The sequence below is a fragment of the Pseudomonas aylmerensis genome, assembly GCF_001702265.1.
Lineage (GTDB): Bacteria > Pseudomonadota > Gammaproteobacteria > Pseudomonadales > Pseudomonadaceae > Aquipseudomonas > Aquipseudomonas aylmerensis.
In genome coordinates this window covers 137,680-155,256 of sequence record NZ_MAUE01000045.1, presented here as the reverse complement: position 1 = coordinate 155,256, position 17,577 = coordinate 137,680, and the positions used below count along the sequence as shown (strand labels likewise).

The window sequence follows — 17,577 nt, the reverse complement described above, 5'->3', positions numbered from 1 at the left end:
ACTCAGATCTGCTATAGAGCCGTCGGTTAAAACGGCGAGTCAGCATCCGCCAATGGCGGGTTTGCTGGAGATCCCACATCCCTGTGGGTCGGAGCAGGAGCTGGGCTCCCGCGCGAATTCTTTACATCTTTGGCATGCCGCCGCCGGGCAACATACCGCCCATGCCGCGCATCATCTTGGCCATTCCGCCTTTCGCGGAGAATTTCTTCATCATCTTCTGCATCTGCTTGTGCTGCTTGATCAAGCGACCGATGTCCTGCACCTGGGTGCCGGAGCCCATGGCGATCCGACGCTTGCGCGAACCGCTGATCAGCTCAGGGTCGCGGCGCTCGGCCGGGGTCATGGAGTTGATGATGGCTTCCATCTGCTTGAACTGCTTTTCTGCCGCACCCTGGGCATTGCCCATTTGCGCCAGGTTCACGCCGCCGATGTTCGGCAGTTTGTCCATCAGGCCGCCGAGGCCGCCCATGTTCTTCATTTGTTGCAGCTGGTCGCGGAAGTCTTCGAGGTCGAAGCCCTTGCCCTTCTTCAGCTTTTTGGCCAGTTTGTCGGCCTTGTCCTTGTCGAGCGTGGCTTCGGCCTGTTCGATCAGGCTGAGCACGTCACCCATGCCGAGGATGCGCGAGGCGATACGCTCAGGGTGGAACGGCTCGAGCGCTTCGCTCTTCTCGCCCATACCGATGAACTTGATCGGCTTGCCGGTGATAGCGCGTACCGACAGCGCGGCACCGCCACGCGCGTCGCCGTCGACCTTGGTCAGGATCACGCCGGTCAGCGGCAGTGCGTCGCCAAAGGCCTTGGCGGTGTTGGCCGCGTCCTGGCCGGTCATGGCGTCGACCACGAACAGCGTCTCGACCGGGTTGATCGCGGCATGCAGCGCCTTGATCTCGCCCATCATCTCTTCATCGATGTGCAGGCGACCGGCGGTATCGACGATGACCACGTCGATGAACTTCAGCTTGGCTTCTTTAATTGCCGCGTTGGCAATGTCGACCGGCTTCTGGCTCAGGTCGGACGGGAAGAAGGTCACGCCCACTTCGCCTGCGAGCATTTCCAGCTGCTTGATGGCCGCCGGACGGTACACGTCAGCCGACACCACCATCACCGACTTTTTCTTGCGCTCTTTAAGGAAGCGCGCCAGCTTGCCGGCGGTGGTGGTTTTACCCGCACCCTGCAGACCGGCCATCAATACGACGGCCGGCGGCACGGCGCTGAGGTTCAGGTCTTCGTTGGCCGCGCCCATCAGGCTTTCGAGTTCGGCCTGGACAATCTTCACGAAGGCCTGGCCCGGCGTCAGGCTGCGGGACACTTCGGTGCCGACCGCACGTTCCTTGACCGAGTTGACGAAGTCCTTCACCACCGGCAAGGCCACGTCGGCTTCCAGCAACGCCATGCGCACTTCACGCAGGGTGTCTTTAATATTGTCCTCGGTCAGCTTGGCCTTGCCGGTAACGTGGCGCAGCGTCTGCGAGAGACGGTCAGTCAGGTTTTCAAACATGCGCGATCCTTTCAGGCCCTATTCATCGAAATGCATTGGTAGACCGAGGTAATGGCAGCCCAGGCTGTGGTAAATCGCTATTAAAAACAGCGCTCGGCGAGCCTGCGGCGTGGGCAGGTCGCGGATTATAGCGAAGACTGCGTCCATGCACACCCGCTGTCTGGCCCGGGAGTCTTTCGTGGAACGCAGGTGTATGCCAAACTCAGCGCCTTTCGGGCTTGTCTATCAGGATTTATGGTCCCCTTGTCACCCAGTTTGCTACCCAGCCTCGCCGCCGCCCTCTTGTATGCCGCTGCGACCCTCTATCAGGGCACTCGCCTCGCCCAAGGCACCAAGGCCGACAAACGCCTGCTGGTCGGCCTGGGCGTCCTTGCCCTGCTGGCCCATGCCGCGAGCCTGTTCACCCACCTGATGACGCCGGTCGGCCTGGGCCTGGATTTTTTCAGCGCCGCCAGCCTGATCGCTGCTGCGGTGATCGCGCTGACCTTGATGGCCTGCTATCGGATCCCCGTCGAAAACCTGCTGGTGCTGTTATTCCCGCTGGGCGTGCTGACTGTGCTGCTGGCGCAATTCGCCCCCACCGGCACCGTGCAGGTGATCGATGAAGAACCGGGCATCCTCGCGCATATCCTGCTGTCGATCCTCGCCTACGGCATGTTCACCATTGCGGTGTTCCAGGCCCTGCTCCTGCTGCTGCAGGACCACCAGCTCAAGCACAAGCACCCGTCCGGGCTGATCAAGAACTTCCCGCCGCTGCAGACCATGGAAAGCCTGTTGTTCGGCTTTCTCTGGGCTGGCTGGACGCTGCTGTCGCTGTCGCTGATTTCCGGCTGGCTGTTCGTCGAAAACCTGTTCGCCCAGCACCTGGTGCACAAGACCCTGCTGGCGTGCCTGGCCTGGGTGGTGTTCAGCGTGTTGCTGTGGGGCCGCAACCGCCTCGGCTGGCGTGGGCACAAAGCGATTCGCTGGACCCTGGCCGGTTTCTGCCTGCTGATGCTGGCCTATTTCGGCAGCAAGCTGGTCCGCGAATACATCCTGCATATCTGACGGGCTGCAATCATGGACAACTTGCCCCTGGAGCCGATGTTCGCGGTAATCGCCCTGCTGGTGTTATGGGCGGCGCTGTTTACTGCCATCGAAGCCGCGCAACAGCACCTGCTGGCCCTGCGCCCCGGCACACGCCAGGGTGACAAGGCCGCCGCCCGCCTGAGTTTCCCCCGTCATAGCCTGATCCTGTGCAACAGCCTGTGCCGCGCCGCGGTGGTGGTTCTGTGCACCCTGCTGGCAATTTATGCCTGGGCGCAGAACGGCCCGTGGCTCGGCTGGCTGATCTCCTGCGCCCTGTTGCTGATCCTCGCCGACTACCTGCCGCGCGCGCTCGCCACCCGCCATCCGCAAGCGGTGCTGGGCTTTGGCAACACGCTGCTGGGCATACCGTTGAAAATCCTCTATCCGCTGGCCTGGTTGCTCAATGGCATCAGCCTGTTGCTGCTGCGCCCGTTCGCGCGCAAGACCGGCGTGGTGAAAAAAAGCGACGAACCGCTGCCCGACCACGACGACGAGCCGGAACCGGACGCCGACGAAAGCCGTACCCCCGGCATGCCAGGCATCCACGCCCTGGACAACATTACCGTCAATGACATCCTGGTGCCGCGCAGCGAAGTGGACGGCATCAACCTGGATGACTCGATCGAAGCCATCATCGAACAACTGCGCGCCTCTCAGCGCACCCGCCTGCCGGTGTTCCACAGTGATATCAACCAGGTCGAAGCGGTGCTCAATACTCGGCAGATCCAGCACCTGCTGCCCGACGCCAGCCTGACCAAGGAAGCCCTGCTCGCCGCCTGCCACGAGCCTTACTTCGTCCCTGAAAGCACGCCGCTGCAGCTGCAACTGCTGAACTTCCACAAACAGCAGCGACGCCTGGGCATGGTCGTGGATGAATACGGCGAAGTGCTGGGGATCGTCACCCTGGAAGATATCCTCGAAGAAATCGTCGGCGAATTCGAAAGCGATCAGGCCGCAGACAACCCGCACATCGAAGCGCAGCCCGATGGCCGCTACATCATCGACGGCGCCGCCTCGATCCGCGAGCTGAACAAGAGCCTGGGCTGGCACCTGCCCAGCGATGGCCCCAAGACCCTCAACGGCCTGGTGACCGAAGCCCTGGAGACCATCCCGGATTGCGCGGTGTGCCTGAAAATCGGGCGCTACCGCCTGGAAATCCTCGAGACCGAGGACAACCGTGTGAGCAAAGTGCTGATCTGGCACACCAGCCGCGTGCCCGTCGCCGCCTGATCTCCTGGCGCAACACACGTCCAATGTGGGAGCTGGCTTGCCGGCGATGACTTCAGCTCGGTACTACTGATGCACCGAGGCGTCTGTATCGCAGGCAAGCCAGCTCCCACATTAATCCGATTTCCAGTCAAGAGATCCTCGTCAGCCCCCTTGTTGGATCCGCAAACCCCTTCCTATAATCGGTGCGGCTTACCCAAGCCCTGCCCGACCGCGTGCTACCCGCACACAGCGCGTCCAGGCACCGTTCTATCGTGTCTGACCGGTGTTCGCTCCCATCCCGAGCCGCCCCGCGCACTGCCCTGATCCATGGGTGTTCGACCAATAATAATCCGCGTCCAAACGCGCAATGACCATCAGGGATACTTCAATGAGCACCGCCTATAACGAGGCCGCAACCGCCGCCCCGACCAACTCGACCGCCCGCGTCGCCACCGCGAGCATCGTCGGCACGGCCATCGAGTTCTACGATTTCTATATTTACGCCACCGCCGCCGCGCTGGTGATCGGCCCGGTATTCTTTCCGCAGAGCTCCGGCACTGCGCAGATGCTGGCGTCGTTCCTGACCTTCGGCATTGCCTTCATCGCCCGCCCGCTGGGCTCGGCGCTGTTCGGGCACTTTGGCGACCGTATCGGGCGCAAATCCACGCTGGTTGCCTCGCTCCTGCTCATGGGCGTGTGCACCACGTTGATCGGCTTGCTGCCCGGCTATGACAGCATCGGCGCCTGGGCACCGATCCTGTTGTGTGTGCTGCGTTTCGGCCAAGGCCTGGGGCTCGGCGGAGAATGGGGCGGTGCGGCGTTGCTGGCGACTGAAAACGCACCGAAAGGCAAGCGCGCCTGGTTCGGCATGTTTCCGCAACTGGGCCCGTCGATTGGCTTTCTCGCGGCCAACGGCTTGTTCCTGATCCTGGCCATGAACCTCAGCGACGAGCAGTTCCGCAGCTGGGGCTGGCGGATCCCGTTCATCCTCAGCGCCGCGCTGGTGATGGTTGGCCTGTACGCGCGCCTGAAGCTGCATGAAACCCCGGTATTCGCCAATGCCGTCGCCAAGGAAGCGCCGGTGAAAGTGCCGTTGGTGGAACTGTTCAGCCAGCACTGGCTGCCGGTCCTGCTGGGCGCCGCCTCGATGGTGGTGTGCTATGCGCTGTTCTACATCACCACGGCGTTTTCCCTCAGCTACGGTGTGTCGACCCTGGGCTACAGCCGCGAGACGTTCCTGGGCCTGCTGTGTTTTGCCGTGCTGTTCATGGGCCTGGCCACACCGTTGGCAGCCTTGGCCAGTGACCGCTATGGGCGCAAGCCGGTGCTGATCGTCGGCGCGATCCTGGCGATTCTGTCGGGCTTTACCATGGAGCCGCTGCTCACCCACGGCTCGACCTGGGCGGTCGCGCTGTTCCTGGCGTTGGAGCTGTTCCTGATGGGTGTGACCTTCGCCCCGATGGGCGCGATGCTGCCGGAATTGTTCCCGACCCGCGTGCGTTATACCGGCGCTTCGGCGGCGTACAACCTGGGTGGGATTGTCGGAGCGTCGGCTGCACCGTTCTTCGCGACCAAGCTGGTGGCGATGGGTGGGCTGAGTTATGTCGGTGGGTATGTGTCGGCGGCAGCGTTGCTCAGCCTGATTGCTGTGCTGTGCCTGAAAGAGACGCGTCACAATGACTTGAACAAGGTCGCCTGATGACGATCATTCCCACGCTCTGCGTGGGAATGCATTCGCTGACGCCCTGCGTCACGCCCTAGGAGCGGACGCGGCGTTCCCACGCAGAGCGCGGGAACGCTCAGCGTGGGATTACAGCTCTACAACAACAGCCTTCGAAGCACGGATAGCTTTAGCTCGGGCCGCCTCAATCGACTCATCCCGCGCCAACGCCACGCCCATGCGGCGCTGGCCATTCACTTCCGGCTTGCCAAACAGACGCAACGCCGTGTCCGGCTCGCTCAAGGCTGCGCCCAGGTTGGCGAATGCCGTCTGGGTCGATTGCCCTTCCACCAGGATCACTGCCGACGCCGAAGGGCCGAACTGACGGATCAATGGAATCGGCAGGCCAAGAATGGCGCGCGCGTGCAGGGCGAACTGCGACAGGTCCTGGGAAATCAGGGTCACCAGGCCAGTGTCATGCGGGCGCGGCGAAACTTCGCTGAACCATACCTGGTCGCCCTTGATGAACAATTCCACGCCAAACAGACCACGGCCACCCAGCGCCTCGGTCACGGCTTTGGCAACCCGCTCGGATTCCGCCAGGGCAATCGGGCTCATGGCCTGCGGCTGCCAGGATTCCTGGTAGTCGCCCTTCTCCTGACGGTGACCGACCGGCGCGCAGAAGGTGGTGCCACCGACGTGACGCACGGTCAGCAGAGTGATTTCGTAGTCGAAGTCGATAAAGCCCTCGATGATCACCCGGCCTTTACCGGCACGCCCGCCTTCCTGGGCGTAGTCCCAGGCTTTCTGCACGTCGTCGACGCTGCGCAGCAGGCTCTGGCCCTTGCCCGACGAACTCATCACCGGCTTGACCACGCACGGGAAGCCCAGGTCCTGGACGGCCTTGCTGTAGTCTTCGAACGTGTCGGCGAAGTGATACGGCGAGGTCGGCAGGTCCAGCTCTTCGGCGGCCAGGCGACGGATGCCTTCGCGGTTCATGGTCAGCGAGGTAGCCCGTGCGGTCGGGATCACGGTGAAGCCTTCGGCCTCCAATTCCACCAGAGTGGCGGTGGCGATGGCTTCGATTTCCGGCACGATGAAGTGCGGTTTTTCCGCTTCGATCACCGCACGCAGGGCCTCGCCGTCGAGCATGTTGATCACGTGGCTGCGATGCGCCACCTGCATGGCCGGCGCGTTGGCGTAGCGATCCACGGCAATCACTTCAACGCCCAGGCGTTGCAGTTCGATTACCACTTCCTTGCCCAGCTCACCGCAGCCACACAGCAAAACGCGGGTCGCGGTTGGCGACAATGGAGTTCCGATTCGGGTCATCTCAGGTCCTCAGGGGAGCGGATCATTTGGAGAAAGGCCGGCATTTTACATGAACTGTAAAAATTGGCCTCAGTTGGCGACGGCCCGCTTGCGCACACGCCAGGCCATGATCAACCACACCGCCGTGACTCCGGCGAACTTCGACACCAGCGCGGTGCCTGCCACGGCGGGTGTGAGCGCGCCGATCAGGCCGAAGAAGATAAACGTATCGAGGGGAATGCTCAGCGCCGAACTTATCCACAGGCGGTCATGCAGCGGGCGCTTGGTGATGCTGAATACCAGCCAGTCGATGCACTCCGACACCGCGAACGCCGTGGCGCTGGCCAGGGCGATGGAGGGATCGGAGGTGATATACGACAGCACCAGCGCCGCCAGCATGGCGATGATCGCACCATGGCCGAAGCGGGTCTGCACCATGTCGCGCAGGACAAACACCAGGCCACCCCAGGCCGACCAGATGACGTCCAGGTGTGGGGCGGTGGAGAAGGCGAAGTTGATCAGCACGACGCTGCTGATGTAGGCGATCAGGAAGAACATGGGGCGCGGGACCTGTAAATAATGCGCACAGGGTAATGCACCACACCCTCTGTGGCGAGCGGGCTTGCCCCGCGTTGGGGTGCGCAGCAGCCCTGAAACCTGCACCGCGGTTCGTCTGATGTAACGCGGCGCGCCTATTGGGGCTGCTGCGCAGCCCAACGCGGGGCAAGCCCGCTCGCCACAAGAAGCTCGTTCGTCACAACAGTCCACAGCGCAGAGGCCACCGCAAACACTTCAGCCGCCGGACTTCCCCGGGAGCATCCACACCAACCCACTCGCCTTCGCCCGCTCATGGCACAACCCCAGCACCACCCGGCGCTCGGCGTTGTCCATGCGGCTCCAGCGCGTGATTTCATCCACGGTGCGCTGGCAGCCGGTGCAGATGTCGTCGTCATCCAGCGCGCAAATGCTCACGCACGGCGAGGCGACGGGGCGTTCTATCGGGTTCATGCGTCCTGCTCGGCCAGGTCTCGCGCGTAACGCTGCGCGTTATGCACATAGTGCGCGGCGCTGGCTTCGAGCATGCGCTTCTGGGCGTCGGTGAGTTCACGCACCACCTTGCCCGGCGAGCCCATCACCAGCGAGCCATCGGGAATTTCCTTGCCTTCGCCGATCAGCGAATTGGCGCCGATGATGCAGTGCTTGCCGATCTTGGCGCCGTTGAGGATCACCGCATTGATGCCGATCAGGCTGTAGTCGTCGACGGTGCAGCCGTGCAGCATGGCGTTATGACCGATGGTCACGCCGGTGCCCAGGGTCAACGGGTAGCCCATGTCAGTGTGCATCACGCTGCCGTCCTGCACGTTGCTGTTCTTGCCGATCAGGATCAGTTCGTTGTCGCCACGCAATACCGCGTTGAACCAGACGTTGGCGCCCTCCTCCAGCTTGACCTTGCCCACCAGCGTGGCATTCGGGGCCACCCAGCTGTGTGGGTGCGTCTCGACGCGGGCATCGCCCAGGCGGTATTTCATGGTGTGTCCTCACGGCTGGCCATTCAAGCGATGGCTTAGATATTGATGAAGCTCTTGGGTGGCTGGTGCAGGCTGATCTTCGCGTCGTCATAGAGCAGATTGATCAGCTCCACGATCATGATCGCCGTCAGCCCCCAGATCTTGTATTCGCCGAACCGATAGCTGGGCACATACCAACTGCGGCCCTGGTAATCGATTCTGTGGGTATGTTCGCGCGGGTCCTGTCGGAAAAAGTCCAACGGCACGCTGAAAACGGCAGCAATCTCGGCATCGTTGGCCAAGTATTCAACGTAATCGGGGATAACCCCTACATAGGGCGTGACCCGAATGCCATGCAGGGAAATCAGCGGGCTCAGCGGGCCGATCACCTCGACCAGGCCGGGCGGCAGGCCGATTTCTTCTTCGGCTTCACGCAAGGCGGTGAAGATCAGGTCCGGGTCTTCAGGGTCGCGACGCCCGCCGGGAAAGGCCACTTCGCCACCGTGGGTCGACAGGCCGCTGGCGCGCAGGGTCAGGATCAGCTCAGGTTCGTCACTGCGGGTAATCGGCACCAGCACGGCGGCCTCGGGGAAACGCCCGTCAGTCTCCAGCGTATGGGGTGTGTGATTGCTTACCCGGCGAAGTAGCTCGTCCAGCATGAGTCATCTCGGTCTGTTGGCTACCTTGCATCATGCACCAAAGCGTGCGGGTGCCCAACCCCAAAACCCGCGCGGTGTCGCTAAACGACAACTTGCAGGGCCCTGCCGGCCACGCCAAGATAGACGCACTTTCCAGGAACCCCAGCATGAACTTCTGCAGCCAGTGCGGTAAACCGGTTACCCAACGCATTCCCGAAGGCGACGCACGCCTGCGTTTTGTGTGTGATCACTGCTCGACCATTCACTACCAGAACCCCAATATCGTCGCCGGCACCGTACCGGTGTGGGGCGATAAGGTGCTGCTGTGCCGCCGCGCCATCGAGCCGCGCCTGGGGTACTGGACCCTGCCGGCCGGCTTCATGGAAAACGGCGAGACCGTGGAACAGGCGGCCATGCGCGAAACCCTCGAAGAAGCCTGCGCCCGTGTGCGCAACCTGAGCATCTACACGCTGATCGACGTGCCGCACATCAGCCAGGTGCATATCTTCTACCGCGCCGAACTGGTTGACCTGGACTTCGCCGCCGGCCCCGAAAGCCTTGAAGTGCAGTTGTTCGACGAAGCCGACATCCCTTGGTCCGAGCTGGCTTTCCGCACGGTCGGGCGTACCTTAGAATGCTTTTTCGCTGACCGCCGCCAACAGGCGTTCCCGGTGCGCAGCGAGTCTGTGCCACCGCTGTCAAAGCCCGCCCAATAACCATCCGGCAGATCGTCGCCCAAGGGATACCGTTTCAATGCGTTGGTTGCTTGCTCTGATCTGCCTGTCGTTCGCTACGCTGTGCTGCGCCTCCACCCTGGAAACCCTGGACGGCAAACCTGTCGAAAAAGTCCTGGTGCTCAAATCCGCCCATCAGTTGCAACTGATCAACGACGGCAAGCCCCTCAAGACCTACCGCATCTCGCTCGGCAAAAACCCCAAGGGCACCAAGTTGTTCGAAGGCGACCGCCGCACGCCCGAAGGCTTCTACTGGATCGACTGGCGCAAGACCAGCGACCGCTTCAACCTGGCCATGCACATTTCCTACCCCAATATCAGCGACTCGGCCCGCGCCCGCCGCGAGGGCGTGAAGCCCGGCAGCATGATCATGATCCACGGCACGCCCGACAGCGAAGACTACCCCGAGCAGTGGTTCCACACCCTGGACTGGACCGACGGCTGCATCGGCATGCGCAACGTCGACATGCGCGAAGTCTGGAACCTGGTCAAGGACGGCACCATGATCGAGATTCGGCCGTAATCCTCGACCGCCGGTAAAATAATTCGAAAATAATTCCTGCCCTGCGCAGCCCCCTGCCGGTGAATACCAGTTCACCGCGCGGGCTGTGCACTTCTGCGCGCCCTAAAGACCTCTCTAATACCACTTGATACCACGCACCCTTAAGGTGCCCTGAAACCGGCACTTGCACCGTTTTGGCAGCATTGACATGGTATTTAAGTGGTATTAGCTTTCGGCCAATACCGGGCGACAACACTCCAATAACCGCATCGGAAACCTTAACGATGAACCCCATCCTGACGCTGCGTCCCGACGACAAACAATCCACGCCGCTGTACCTGCAACTGGCGCGCAACCTGGAAGCGGCGATTCACGCCGGCCAGTGGAAATCCGAGCAGGCGTTGCCCTCGGAGCGTGCCCTCAGCGAGCAGTTGAGCATTTCGCGGGTCACCGCCCGCAAGGCGCTGGAAGTGCTGTTTACCCAAGGCCTGATTCGCCGCAGCCAGGGCTCCGGCACGTTTATCACGCCACGCCTGGAACAGCCGCTGTCGCGCCTGTCGGGCTTCAGCGAGATGTTGCGTCTCAAGGGGTTTGTGCCCACCTCACAGTGGCTGGAGCGCGACATCACCCCGCCGACTCACGAAGAACTGATCCGCCTGGGCCTGTCGCCGACCGACAAGGTCGCGCGGCTCAAACGCCTGCGCAAGGCCGATGATACGGTCATGGCAATCGAAATGACGGCAATGCCCGCCTCCGTGCTGCCACAGCCGCAGGCCATCGGCAACTCGTTGTACGAATACCTCGAAGGCATCGGCAAACCCGTCGTCCGCGCCTTGCAACACATCCAGGCGATCAACGCCTCGGACGAGTTCGCCAAGCTGGTGGGCATCGCCCCCGGCACCGCCATGCTGCTAATGACCCGGGTCGGCTACACCGCCGACAACACGCCGATCGAAATCACCGACACCTACTGCCGCAATGACTACTACGACTTTGTCGCAGAGCTGCGCCGCTATGACTTCGCCGCCGAGCTGCGGCCTTAGAGAACTGCCCATGTCCGAAGACAATATCCTCACGCCCCACGGCTGGATGCGCGGCCGCCTGGTGCACGAGCACGGCAAGGTCACCGCCATTGAAGGCGTGCCTTGCGACCCTGCCGACAACGAACTGCCCTACCTGCTGCCGGGCTTTATCGACCTGCATGTGCACGGCGGTGGCGGCAAGGACATCATGGAAGGTGCCGACGCCTTCGAGACCATCACCCGCACCCACGTGCGCTTTGGCACCACCTCGCTGCTGGCCACCACCATGACCGCACCGGTGGATGAAATCTCCAGCGTGCTCGGTCAGCTCGGCACCTTCTGCGAGCAGCGTCCTACAGGCAGCGCCCGTGTCCTCGGTGTGCACCTGGAAGGGCCCTACATCAATCCCGGAAAACTCGGCGCACAACCCAACTTCGCCCACACCGCATTGATGGAAGAAGTGGAAGCCTACCTGCGCCTGGCGCCGATCCGGGTGATCACCATCGCCCCGGAAATCGCCGGGCATGACGGCCTGATCCGTGCCCTCAGCCAACGCGGGGTGCGCATGCAGATCGGCCACACGCTGGGCAGCTACGAAGAAGGCGTCGCCGCCCTCGCCGCCGGCGCCACCAGTTTCACGCATCTGTATAACGCCATGAGCCCGCTGCATCACCGCGAGCCGGGCATCGTCGGCGCCGCGCTGGCACACGCGCAATATGCCGAACTGATCCCGGACTTGCTGCACGTGCACCCCGGTGCCATGCGCGTCGCCCTGCGTTCGATCCCATGCCTGTACTGCGTCACCGACTCCACCGCCGCCGCCGGCATGCCAGATGGCGAATACAAGCTGGGCAGCCACACCGTGACCAAGTGCCTGGGCGGCGTACGCCTGGCCGACGGCACCCTGGCCGGGAGCACCCTGACCATGGACCAGGCGCTGCGCAACCTGGTGAAGATCGGCCTGCCTATCAGCGAAGCCTCACAACGCCTGTCGCAATTTCCTGCGGACTACCTGGGCCTGGAAGAACGCGGCCGCCTGCAACCCGGCAGCTTCGCCGACTGCGTACGCCTGGACCGCTCCCTGCACCTCACCGACGTCATGGTCGAAGGAGAAACCATTGTCTTCAAAAATGCTTGAAGAGGCCCTGGCCTCCCGCGATGCCGTTGCGGCGCAACTGCAACGCCTGGACCCGCTGCTGGAAGAAATCGCCGGCCGCCTGCGTCGCCAGCCGCCGCAAGTGGCGATGACCATCGCGCGCGGCAGTTCGGACCACGCCGCCAGTTACTTCGCCTACCTGGCCATGCAGCACGTGGGCATCCCGGTGGCATCGTTGCCGATGTCGGTGGTGACCCTGTTGCAGGCGCCCTTGAAAGTCAGCGGCCAGGTGGCGTTCGGCTTCTCGCAATCGGGGCAAAGTCCGGACCTGGTCAACAGCCTGCGCCTGCTGCGCAAGCGGGGAGCCTTGAGCATTTCGCTGGTGAACGCCGAAGACTCGCCGCTGGAGGCTGCGTGTGAATTCCACGTGCCGCTGTGCGCCGGGCCGGAACTGAGTGTCGCCGCGACCAAAAGCTTTATCGCCACCCTCAGCGCCAGCGCGCAGTTGATTGGCCACTGGAATCAGGAAGCCGATTTGCTCCAGGCCTGCCGTGCCCTGCCCGAAGGCCTGAGCGAAGCCGCCGGGCAGGATTGGCGCCCCGCCATCGACGCCCTGCGCGACTGCCAGCAATTGATGGTGATCGGCCGTGGCGCCGGGTTTGCCATCGCGCAGGAGGCCGCGCTCAAGCTCAAGGAAACCTCGGCGATCCAGGCCGAAGCCTTCAGCAGCGCCGAAGTGCGCCACGGGCCGATGGCCTTGATCGATGAAGACTACCCCTTGCTGGTATTCGCCCCACGCGGCGCCGAGCAGGCCGGCCTGTTGAGCCTGGCCGTCGACATGCGCCAGCGCGGCGCCCGCGTGCTGTTGGCCGCACCGGACGATATCGCCGAGCGTGACCTGACCTTGAGCCGCGCCGAACACCCGAGCCTGGACCCGATCCTGGCGATCCAGAGCTTTTACGTGATGGCCGCCGGCCTGGCTGAAGCGCGGGGCATGGACCCGGACCAGCCGCGTCACCTGAGCAAAGTTACCCGCACTCACTGAGTCGCGTTTTCCTGATGAGTACCGTGCCCATGTCCTACAACAATAATGAATTGACCCTTAGCGCCCCACTCAGTGGTCCGCTGCTGACCCTGGGCAACGTTCCCGACGAAGTGTTCGCCAGCGGCGCCATGGGCGACGGTATCGCCATCGATCCGCTGAATGATTGCCTGCACGCGCCCTGCGATGGCGAGATCATTCATGTCGCCCGCACCGGGCACGCGCTGACGATCCGCGCGCAAAACGGTGCCGAGTTGCTGATGCACGTGGGCATCGACACCGTGGAACTCAACGGCGAAGGTTTTGCCTTGCTGGTCAAGCAAGGGGCACGGGTCAGCAGTGGCCAGGCGCTGGTGCAGTTCGACCTGGACCGCATTGCGTGCCAGTGCAAGAGCCTGGTCAGCCTGATTATCCTGACCAATGGCGAGCGCTTCGAACTGCGTCCGGTGGCCGCGCAAAGCGTCAAAGTCGGTGAACCGTTGCTGCACGTGATACCGCGCTCAACCGCGCCGGGCCAAACCGCTGTGGATAACTCATTGACTGAAGCCAGCGCGAGCGTGCGCATCACCCATCGCGGCGGCCTGCACGCACGGCCGGCGGCGCTGATCCGCAAAACCGCCGAGGGCTTCAGCAGCCAGGCGCAGTTGCATTTCGGCGCCAAGTCGGCCGCCTGCAACAGCCTGATCGGCGTGCTGGGCCTGGGGATAGGCGAAGGCGACGAGGTGCGCGTGACGTGCCGCGGCAAAGACGCCGAGGCCGCGTTGCAGGCGCTGGTCGCAGCGCTGTCAGTCGCGGTCAAGGAGGCACCCCCAGCGCCGCTCGTCGCGGCGCCACGGCGGGCGAATACCGAAGCCGGTGTATTGCAAGGCGTGTGCGCGGCACCCGGGCTGGTCTGTGGCCCACTGTTCCGCCTGGCGGGTATCGAGCTGCCGGCAGACCTCGGCCAGCATCGCGCCGACGAACAACTGCAACGCCTGGACGCGGCCCTGGAGCAGGTGCGCGGCGAAATCCGCAAGACCCTGGACCACGCCCGGCAACGCCAGGCCGTCGAGGAAGAAGAGATCTTCGCCGCCCACCTCGCCCTGCTGGAAGACCCGACCCTGCTGGAAGCCGCCACCGCAGCCATCGAACAGGGCAGCGCCGCCACCCATGCCTGGCGTGATGCAATCCAGGCGCAATGCGCAGTGTTGCTGGCCCTGGGCAAACCGCTGTTCGCCGAGCGCGCCAATGACCTGCGCGACCTGCAGCAGCGGGTCCTGCGCGCGCTGCTCGGCGAAGCCTGGCACGTCGAATTGCCCGCCGGGGCGATTGTCAGCGCGCACGAACTGACGCCGTCGGACTTGCTGCAACTGAGCGCACAAAACGCGGCCGGTATCTGCATGGCCGAAGGTGGCGCCACCTCCCACGTGGCGATCCTTGCGCGGGGCAAAGGCCTGCCGTGTGTGGTCGCGTTGGGCGCAGAAGTGCTCGATGTGCCGCAAGGCCAGCGCGTGGTGCTCGACGCCGGCAACGGTCGCCTGGAACTGGCGCCCAGCGAAGCGCGCCACGCCGAAGTGCACCAGATTCGCGACGTGCAGCAACGCCGTCGCCAGCAGCAACAGGCCCAGGCCGGGCAACCGGCGCACACCCTCGATGGCGTGCGCATCGAGGTAGCGGCCAATGTCGCCTCCAGCGCCGAGGCCCAACTGGCCTTTGCGAACGGCGCCGACGGCGTCGGCCTGCTGCGCACAGAATTCCTCTTCGTTGACCGCCGCACTGCGCCGGACGAACAGGAACAGCGCCAGGCCTATCAAGCCGTGCTGGATGCGATGGGCGACAAGTCGGTGATCATCCGCACCATCGACGTCGGCGGTGACAAGCAGCTCGACTACCTGCCGCTGCCTGTCGAGGCCAACCCGGTGCTGGGCCTGCGCGGGATTCGCATGGCCCAGCTGCGCCCGGAATTGCTCGACCAGCAGCTGCGCGCGTTGCTGCAAGTCAGCCCGCTGGAGCGCTGCCGCATCCTGCTGCCGATGGTCAGCGAGGTCGACGAACTGCTGCAGATCCGCCAGCGCCTGGATGAGCTGTGCGCTGAGCTGGAACTGACCCAACGCCCGGAGCTGGGGGTCATGATCGAAGTGCCCGCCGCCGCGCTGATGGCCGAGCAGTTGGCCAAGCATGCGGACTTTCTGTCCATCGGCACCAATGACCTGTCCCAGTACACCCTGGCCATGGACCGCGACCACGCCGGCCTCGCCGCGCGGGTCGATGCCTTGCACCCGGCCTTGCTGCGGTTGATCCACCAGACGTGCGTTGGCGCCGCCAAGCATGGGCGTTGGGTTGGGGTATGTGGCGCCCTGGCATCCGACCCGCTGGCGACGCCGGTCCTGGTCGGCCTGGGGGTCAGCGAGCTGTCGGTGAGTGCGCCGCAAATCGGAGAAATCAAGGACCGTGTCCGTCACCTGGACGCGGCGCAATGCCGGCAACTGAGCCAAGGGCTGCTCGACCTGAGCAGCGCCAGGGCAGTTCGCCAAGCCTGTCAACACCACTGGCCGCTGAGCTGACAACAACAAGAAAAAGGAGACCCGCCATGTACCAATTATTCATCGAAGGGCTGCAACGCCTGGGCCGCGCGCTGATGCTGCCCATCGCGATCTTGCCGATTGCCGGCCTGCTGCTGCGCCTGGGTGACACCGACCTGTTGAACATCGCCGTCATGCACGATGCCGGGCAGGCAATCTTCGCCAACCTGGCGCTGATCTTCGCCATCGGCATCGCCGTGGGCTTTGCCCGCGACAACAACGGCACCGCCGGGCTGGCCGGAGCCATTGGCTACCTGGTGATGGTCTCCACGCTCAAGGTGATGGACTCGACCATCAACATGGGCATGCTCGCCGGTATCGCCAGCGGGCTAATGGCCGGTGCGCTGTATAACCGCTTCAAGGACATCAAGCTGCCGGAGTACCTGGCGTTCTTCGGCGGGCGACGGTTCGTGCCGATTGTCACCGGGTTTTCGGCGGTGGCCCTGGGAGTGATCTTTGGCCTGATCTGGCCGCCGATCCAGCACGGCATCAACAGCTTCGGCGTGCTGCTGATGGAAAGCGGCAGCTTCGGCGCGTTCGTGTTTGGTGTGTTCAACCGCCTGCTGATCGTCACCGGCCTGCACCATATCCTCAACAACATGGCGTGGTTTGTGTTCGGCAGCTTTACCGACCCGGTGACCGGCGCGGTGGTCACCGGCGACCTGACCCGCTACTTTGCCGGCGACCCCAAAGGCGGCCAGTTCATGACCGGCATGTTCCCGGTGATGCTGTTCGGCCTGCCCGCCGCGTGCCTGGCGATGTACCGCAACGCCCTGCCGGAGCGGCGCAAAGTGATGGGCGGGATTTTCCTGTCGATGGCGCTGACCTCGTTCCTCACCGGCGTGACCGAGCCGATTGAATTCGCCTTCATGTTCCTGGCGCCGTTCCTGTACCTGATCCACGCGCTGCTCACCGGCCTGTCGATGGCGCTGACCAATATGTTGAATATCCACCTGGGCTTCACGTTCTCCGGTGGGTTTATCGACATGGTGCTGGGCTGGGGTAAATCCACCAATGGCTGGCTGGTGGTCCCGGTTGGCCTGGCATATGCCGCGATCTACTACAGCGTCTTCAGTTACTGCATCCGCCGCTTCAACCTGAAAACACCGGGCCGCGAGGATATCCAGGTGGCGCAGGCTGAAGCGATGACTGATAACCAGCGCGCCACGGCTTATATCCAGGCCTTGGGCGGCGCGGCGAACTTGCTCAGTGTCGGGGCCTGCACCACGCGCCTGCGATTGGAGATGGTCGACCGCAACAAAGCCGTGGATGCCGAGTTGAAAGCCCTGGGGGCGATGGCCGTCGTGCGGCCTGGCAATGGGGGCAGCCTGCAAGTGGTGGTCGGGCCACTGGCTGACAGCATTGCCGATGAAATTCGGCTGGCCATGCCATCGTTTGTGGCCAGCGCACCGGCGGCAGGAACGCCTGTGGATAAGTCGATCGCCGTGAATGTGCAGGAAGCCGAGCAATGGCTGAGCGCACTCGGCGGTCGCGCGAATGTGCGCCAGCTGGAAGCGGTGGCGATGACCCGGCTGCGGGTGGAACTGGGCGATGATTCGGAGTTGTCCGAAGCTCAACTGACGGCGCTCGGGTGCCAGGGGGTGAGCCAGCTGGACAGCGGTGTGTGGCACCTGCTGATTGGCGACAAGGCGTCGGGGTTGAGCGAAGCGCTTGAACGGTTGGTCAATGCCCGCGAGGTTGGCGCCAAGGTATAGCGCAGCGGTGGCA

General features: G+C 63.5%; 16 protein-coding genes. 10 read left to right on the top strand and 6 right to left on the bottom strand.

The window, feature by feature from the left end; genetic code table 11:
- Nucleotides 1–121: 121 nt before the first annotated feature.
- Nucleotides 122–1,498, bottom strand: a complete 1,377-nt coding sequence (gene ffh, locus BBG20_RS26455) for a signal recognition particle protein (protein ID WP_003193965.1) — start codon at nucleotides 1,496–1,498, stop codon at nucleotides 122–124.
- Nucleotides 1,499–1,732: 234 nt separating this feature from the next.
- Here ffh and BBG20_RS26450 point away from each other — a divergent pair, with 234 nt between their 5' ends.
- The 3 genes from BBG20_RS26450 (at nucleotide 1,733) to BBG20_RS26440 (ending at nucleotide 5,474) form a co-directional block, all read left to right on the top strand.
- Nucleotides 1,733–2,545, top strand: a complete 813-nt coding sequence (locus BBG20_RS26450) for a cytochrome C assembly family protein (protein WP_065908699.1) — start codon at nucleotides 1,733–1,735, stop codon at nucleotides 2,543–2,545.
- A gap of 12 nt (nucleotides 2,546–2,557) precedes the next feature.
- Nucleotides 2,558–3,796 (top strand): transporter associated domain-containing protein, encoded by a 1,239-nt coding sequence (locus tag BBG20_RS26445; RefSeq protein ID WP_065908697.1) that lies wholly within the window; start codon nucleotides 2,558–2,560, stop codon nucleotides 3,794–3,796.
- 367 nt (nucleotides 3,797–4,163) lie between these two features.
- The gene (locus tag BBG20_RS26440) at nucleotides 4,164–5,474 is read left to right on the top strand and encodes an MFS transporter (RefSeq protein ID WP_065908695.1); all 1,311 of its coding nucleotides are present in this window, start codon (nucleotides 4,164–4,166) and stop codon (nucleotides 5,472–5,474) included.
- 111 nt (nucleotides 5,475–5,585) lie between these two features.
- Here the strand turns inward: BBG20_RS26440 and purT are convergent, their stop codons facing one another.
- From purT to BBG20_RS26415, 5 genes are all read right to left on the bottom strand, one after another.
- Nucleotides 5,586–6,767, bottom strand: coding sequence for a formate-dependent phosphoribosylglycinamide formyltransferase (gene purT, locus BBG20_RS26435; protein WP_065908693.1), 1,182 nt, complete (start codon nucleotides 6,765–6,767; stop codon nucleotides 5,586–5,588).
- Nucleotides 6,768–6,836: 69 nt separating this feature from the next.
- Nucleotides 6,837–7,304: a preQ0 transporter gene (locus BBG20_RS26430; RefSeq protein ID WP_065908691.1), complete on the bottom strand. Its 468-nt coding sequence runs from the start codon at nucleotides 7,302–7,304 to the stop codon at nucleotides 6,837–6,839.
- A gap of 234 nt (nucleotides 7,305–7,538) precedes the next feature.
- On the bottom strand, nucleotides 7,539–7,754 hold the full coding sequence (locus BBG20_RS26425) for a DUF1289 domain-containing protein (RefSeq protein WP_065908689.1): 216 nt from the start codon (nucleotides 7,752–7,754) through the stop codon (nucleotides 7,539–7,541).
- On the bottom strand, nucleotides 7,751–8,275 hold the full coding sequence (locus BBG20_RS26420; protein WP_065908687.1) for a gamma carbonic anhydrase family protein: 525 nt from the start codon (nucleotides 8,273–8,275) through the stop codon (nucleotides 7,751–7,753). Before BBG20_RS26420 ends, BBG20_RS26425 begins: the two co-directional genes overlap by 4 nt.
- Nucleotides 8,276–8,310: 35 nt before the next feature.
- On the bottom strand, nucleotides 8,311–8,913 hold the full coding sequence (locus tag BBG20_RS26415; RefSeq protein WP_016971944.1) for a CoA pyrophosphatase: 603 nt from the start codon (nucleotides 8,911–8,913) through the stop codon (nucleotides 8,311–8,313).
- A gap of 146 nt (nucleotides 8,914–9,059) precedes the next feature.
- Here BBG20_RS26415 and BBG20_RS26410 point away from each other — a divergent pair, with 146 nt between their 5' ends.
- From BBG20_RS26410 to nagE, 7 genes are all read left to right on the top strand, one after another.
- Complete coding sequence (locus BBG20_RS26410; RefSeq protein ID WP_065908685.1) at nucleotides 9,060–9,608, top strand: NUDIX hydrolase; 549 nt, start codon at nucleotides 9,060–9,062, stop codon at nucleotides 9,606–9,608.
- 37 nt (nucleotides 9,609–9,645) lie between these two features.
- Nucleotides 9,646–10,149, top strand: coding sequence for a L,D-transpeptidase family protein (locus BBG20_RS26405; protein ID WP_065908683.1), 504 nt, complete (start codon nucleotides 9,646–9,648; stop codon nucleotides 10,147–10,149).
- Nucleotides 10,150–10,412: 263 nt separating this feature from the next.
- Nucleotides 10,413–11,171, top strand: coding sequence for a GntR family transcriptional regulator (locus BBG20_RS26400; protein WP_065908681.1), 759 nt, complete (start codon nucleotides 10,413–10,415; stop codon nucleotides 11,169–11,171).
- Between the two features lie 10 nt (nucleotides 11,172–11,181).
- Nucleotides 11,182–12,288 carry an N-acetylglucosamine-6-phosphate deacetylase gene (gene nagA / locus BBG20_RS26395; protein WP_065908679.1) on the top strand — a complete coding sequence of 369 codons (1,107 nt, stop codon included), beginning with the start codon at nucleotides 11,182–11,184 and terminating at the stop codon, nucleotides 12,286–12,288.
- Nucleotides 12,269–13,291 carry an SIS domain-containing protein gene (locus BBG20_RS26390; protein WP_107338935.1) on the top strand — a complete coding sequence of 341 codons (1,023 nt, stop codon included), beginning with the start codon at nucleotides 12,269–12,271 and terminating at the stop codon, nucleotides 13,289–13,291. Before nagA ends, BBG20_RS26390 begins: the two co-directional genes overlap by 20 nt.
- 29 nt (nucleotides 13,292–13,320) lie before the next feature.
- Entirely contained in the window at nucleotides 13,321–15,831 is a 2,511-nt protein-coding gene (gene ptsP, locus BBG20_RS26385) for a phosphoenolpyruvate--protein phosphotransferase (RefSeq protein WP_065908674.1), read from the top strand.
- Nucleotides 15,832–15,857: 26 nt separating this feature from the next.
- Nucleotides 15,858–17,564, top strand: a complete 1,707-nt coding sequence (nagE, locus tag BBG20_RS26380) for an N-acetylglucosamine-specific PTS transporter subunit IIBC (RefSeq protein WP_065908672.1) — start codon at nucleotides 15,858–15,860, stop codon at nucleotides 17,562–17,564.
- Nucleotides 17,565–17,577 lie beyond the last annotated feature (13 nt).

What these genes read in the sequence shown, in the direction of transcription:
- BBG20_RS26405 (WP_065908683.1), top strand. Translation starts at nt 9,646, where the DNA reads ATGCGTTGGTTGCTTGCTCTGATCTGCCTGTCGTTCGCTACGCTGTGC.
- BBG20_RS26425 (WP_065908689.1), bottom strand. Translation starts at nt 7,754, where the DNA reads ATGAACCCGATAGAACGCCCCGTCGCCTCGCCGTGCGTGAGCATTTGC.
- ffh (WP_003193965.1), bottom strand. Translation starts at nt 1,498, where the DNA reads ATGTTTGAAAACCTGACTGACCGTCTCTCGCAGACGCTGCGCCACGTT.
- ptsP (WP_065908674.1), top strand. Translation starts at nt 13,321, where the DNA reads ATGTCCTACAACAATAATGAATTGACCCTTAGCGCCCCACTCAGTGGT.
- BBG20_RS26420 (WP_065908687.1), bottom strand. Translation starts at nt 8,275, where the DNA reads ATGAAATACCGCCTGGGCGATGCCCGCGTCGAGACGCACCCACACAGC.
- BBG20_RS26410 (WP_065908685.1), top strand. Translation starts at nt 9,060, where the DNA reads ATGAACTTCTGCAGCCAGTGCGGTAAACCGGTTACCCAACGCATTCCC.
- BBG20_RS26440 (WP_065908695.1), top strand. Translation starts at nt 4,164, where the DNA reads ATGAGCACCGCCTATAACGAGGCCGCAACCGCCGCCCCGACCAACTCG.
- BBG20_RS26445 (WP_065908697.1), top strand. Translation starts at nt 2,558, where the DNA reads ATGGACAACTTGCCCCTGGAGCCGATGTTCGCGGTAATCGCCCTGCTG.
- BBG20_RS26400 (WP_065908681.1), top strand. Translation starts at nt 10,413, where the DNA reads ATGAACCCCATCCTGACGCTGCGTCCCGACGACAAACAATCCACGCCG.
- BBG20_RS26450 (WP_065908699.1), top strand. Translation starts at nt 1,733, where the DNA reads ATGGTCCCCTTGTCACCCAGTTTGCTACCCAGCCTCGCCGCCGCCCTC.
- BBG20_RS26430 (WP_065908691.1), bottom strand. Translation starts at nt 7,304, where the DNA reads ATGTTCTTCCTGATCGCCTACATCAGCAGCGTCGTGCTGATCAACTTC.
- nagE (WP_065908672.1), top strand. Translation starts at nt 15,858, where the DNA reads ATGTACCAATTATTCATCGAAGGGCTGCAACGCCTGGGCCGCGCGCTG.
- purT (WP_065908693.1), bottom strand. Translation starts at nt 6,767, where the DNA reads ATGACCCGAATCGGAACTCCATTGTCGCCAACCGCGACCCGCGTTTTG.
- nagA (WP_065908679.1), top strand. Translation starts at nt 11,182, where the DNA reads ATGTCCGAAGACAATATCCTCACGCCCCACGGCTGGATGCGCGGCCGC.
- BBG20_RS26415 (WP_016971944.1), bottom strand. Translation starts at nt 8,913, where the DNA reads ATGCTGGACGAGCTACTTCGCCGGGTAAGCAATCACACACCCCATACG.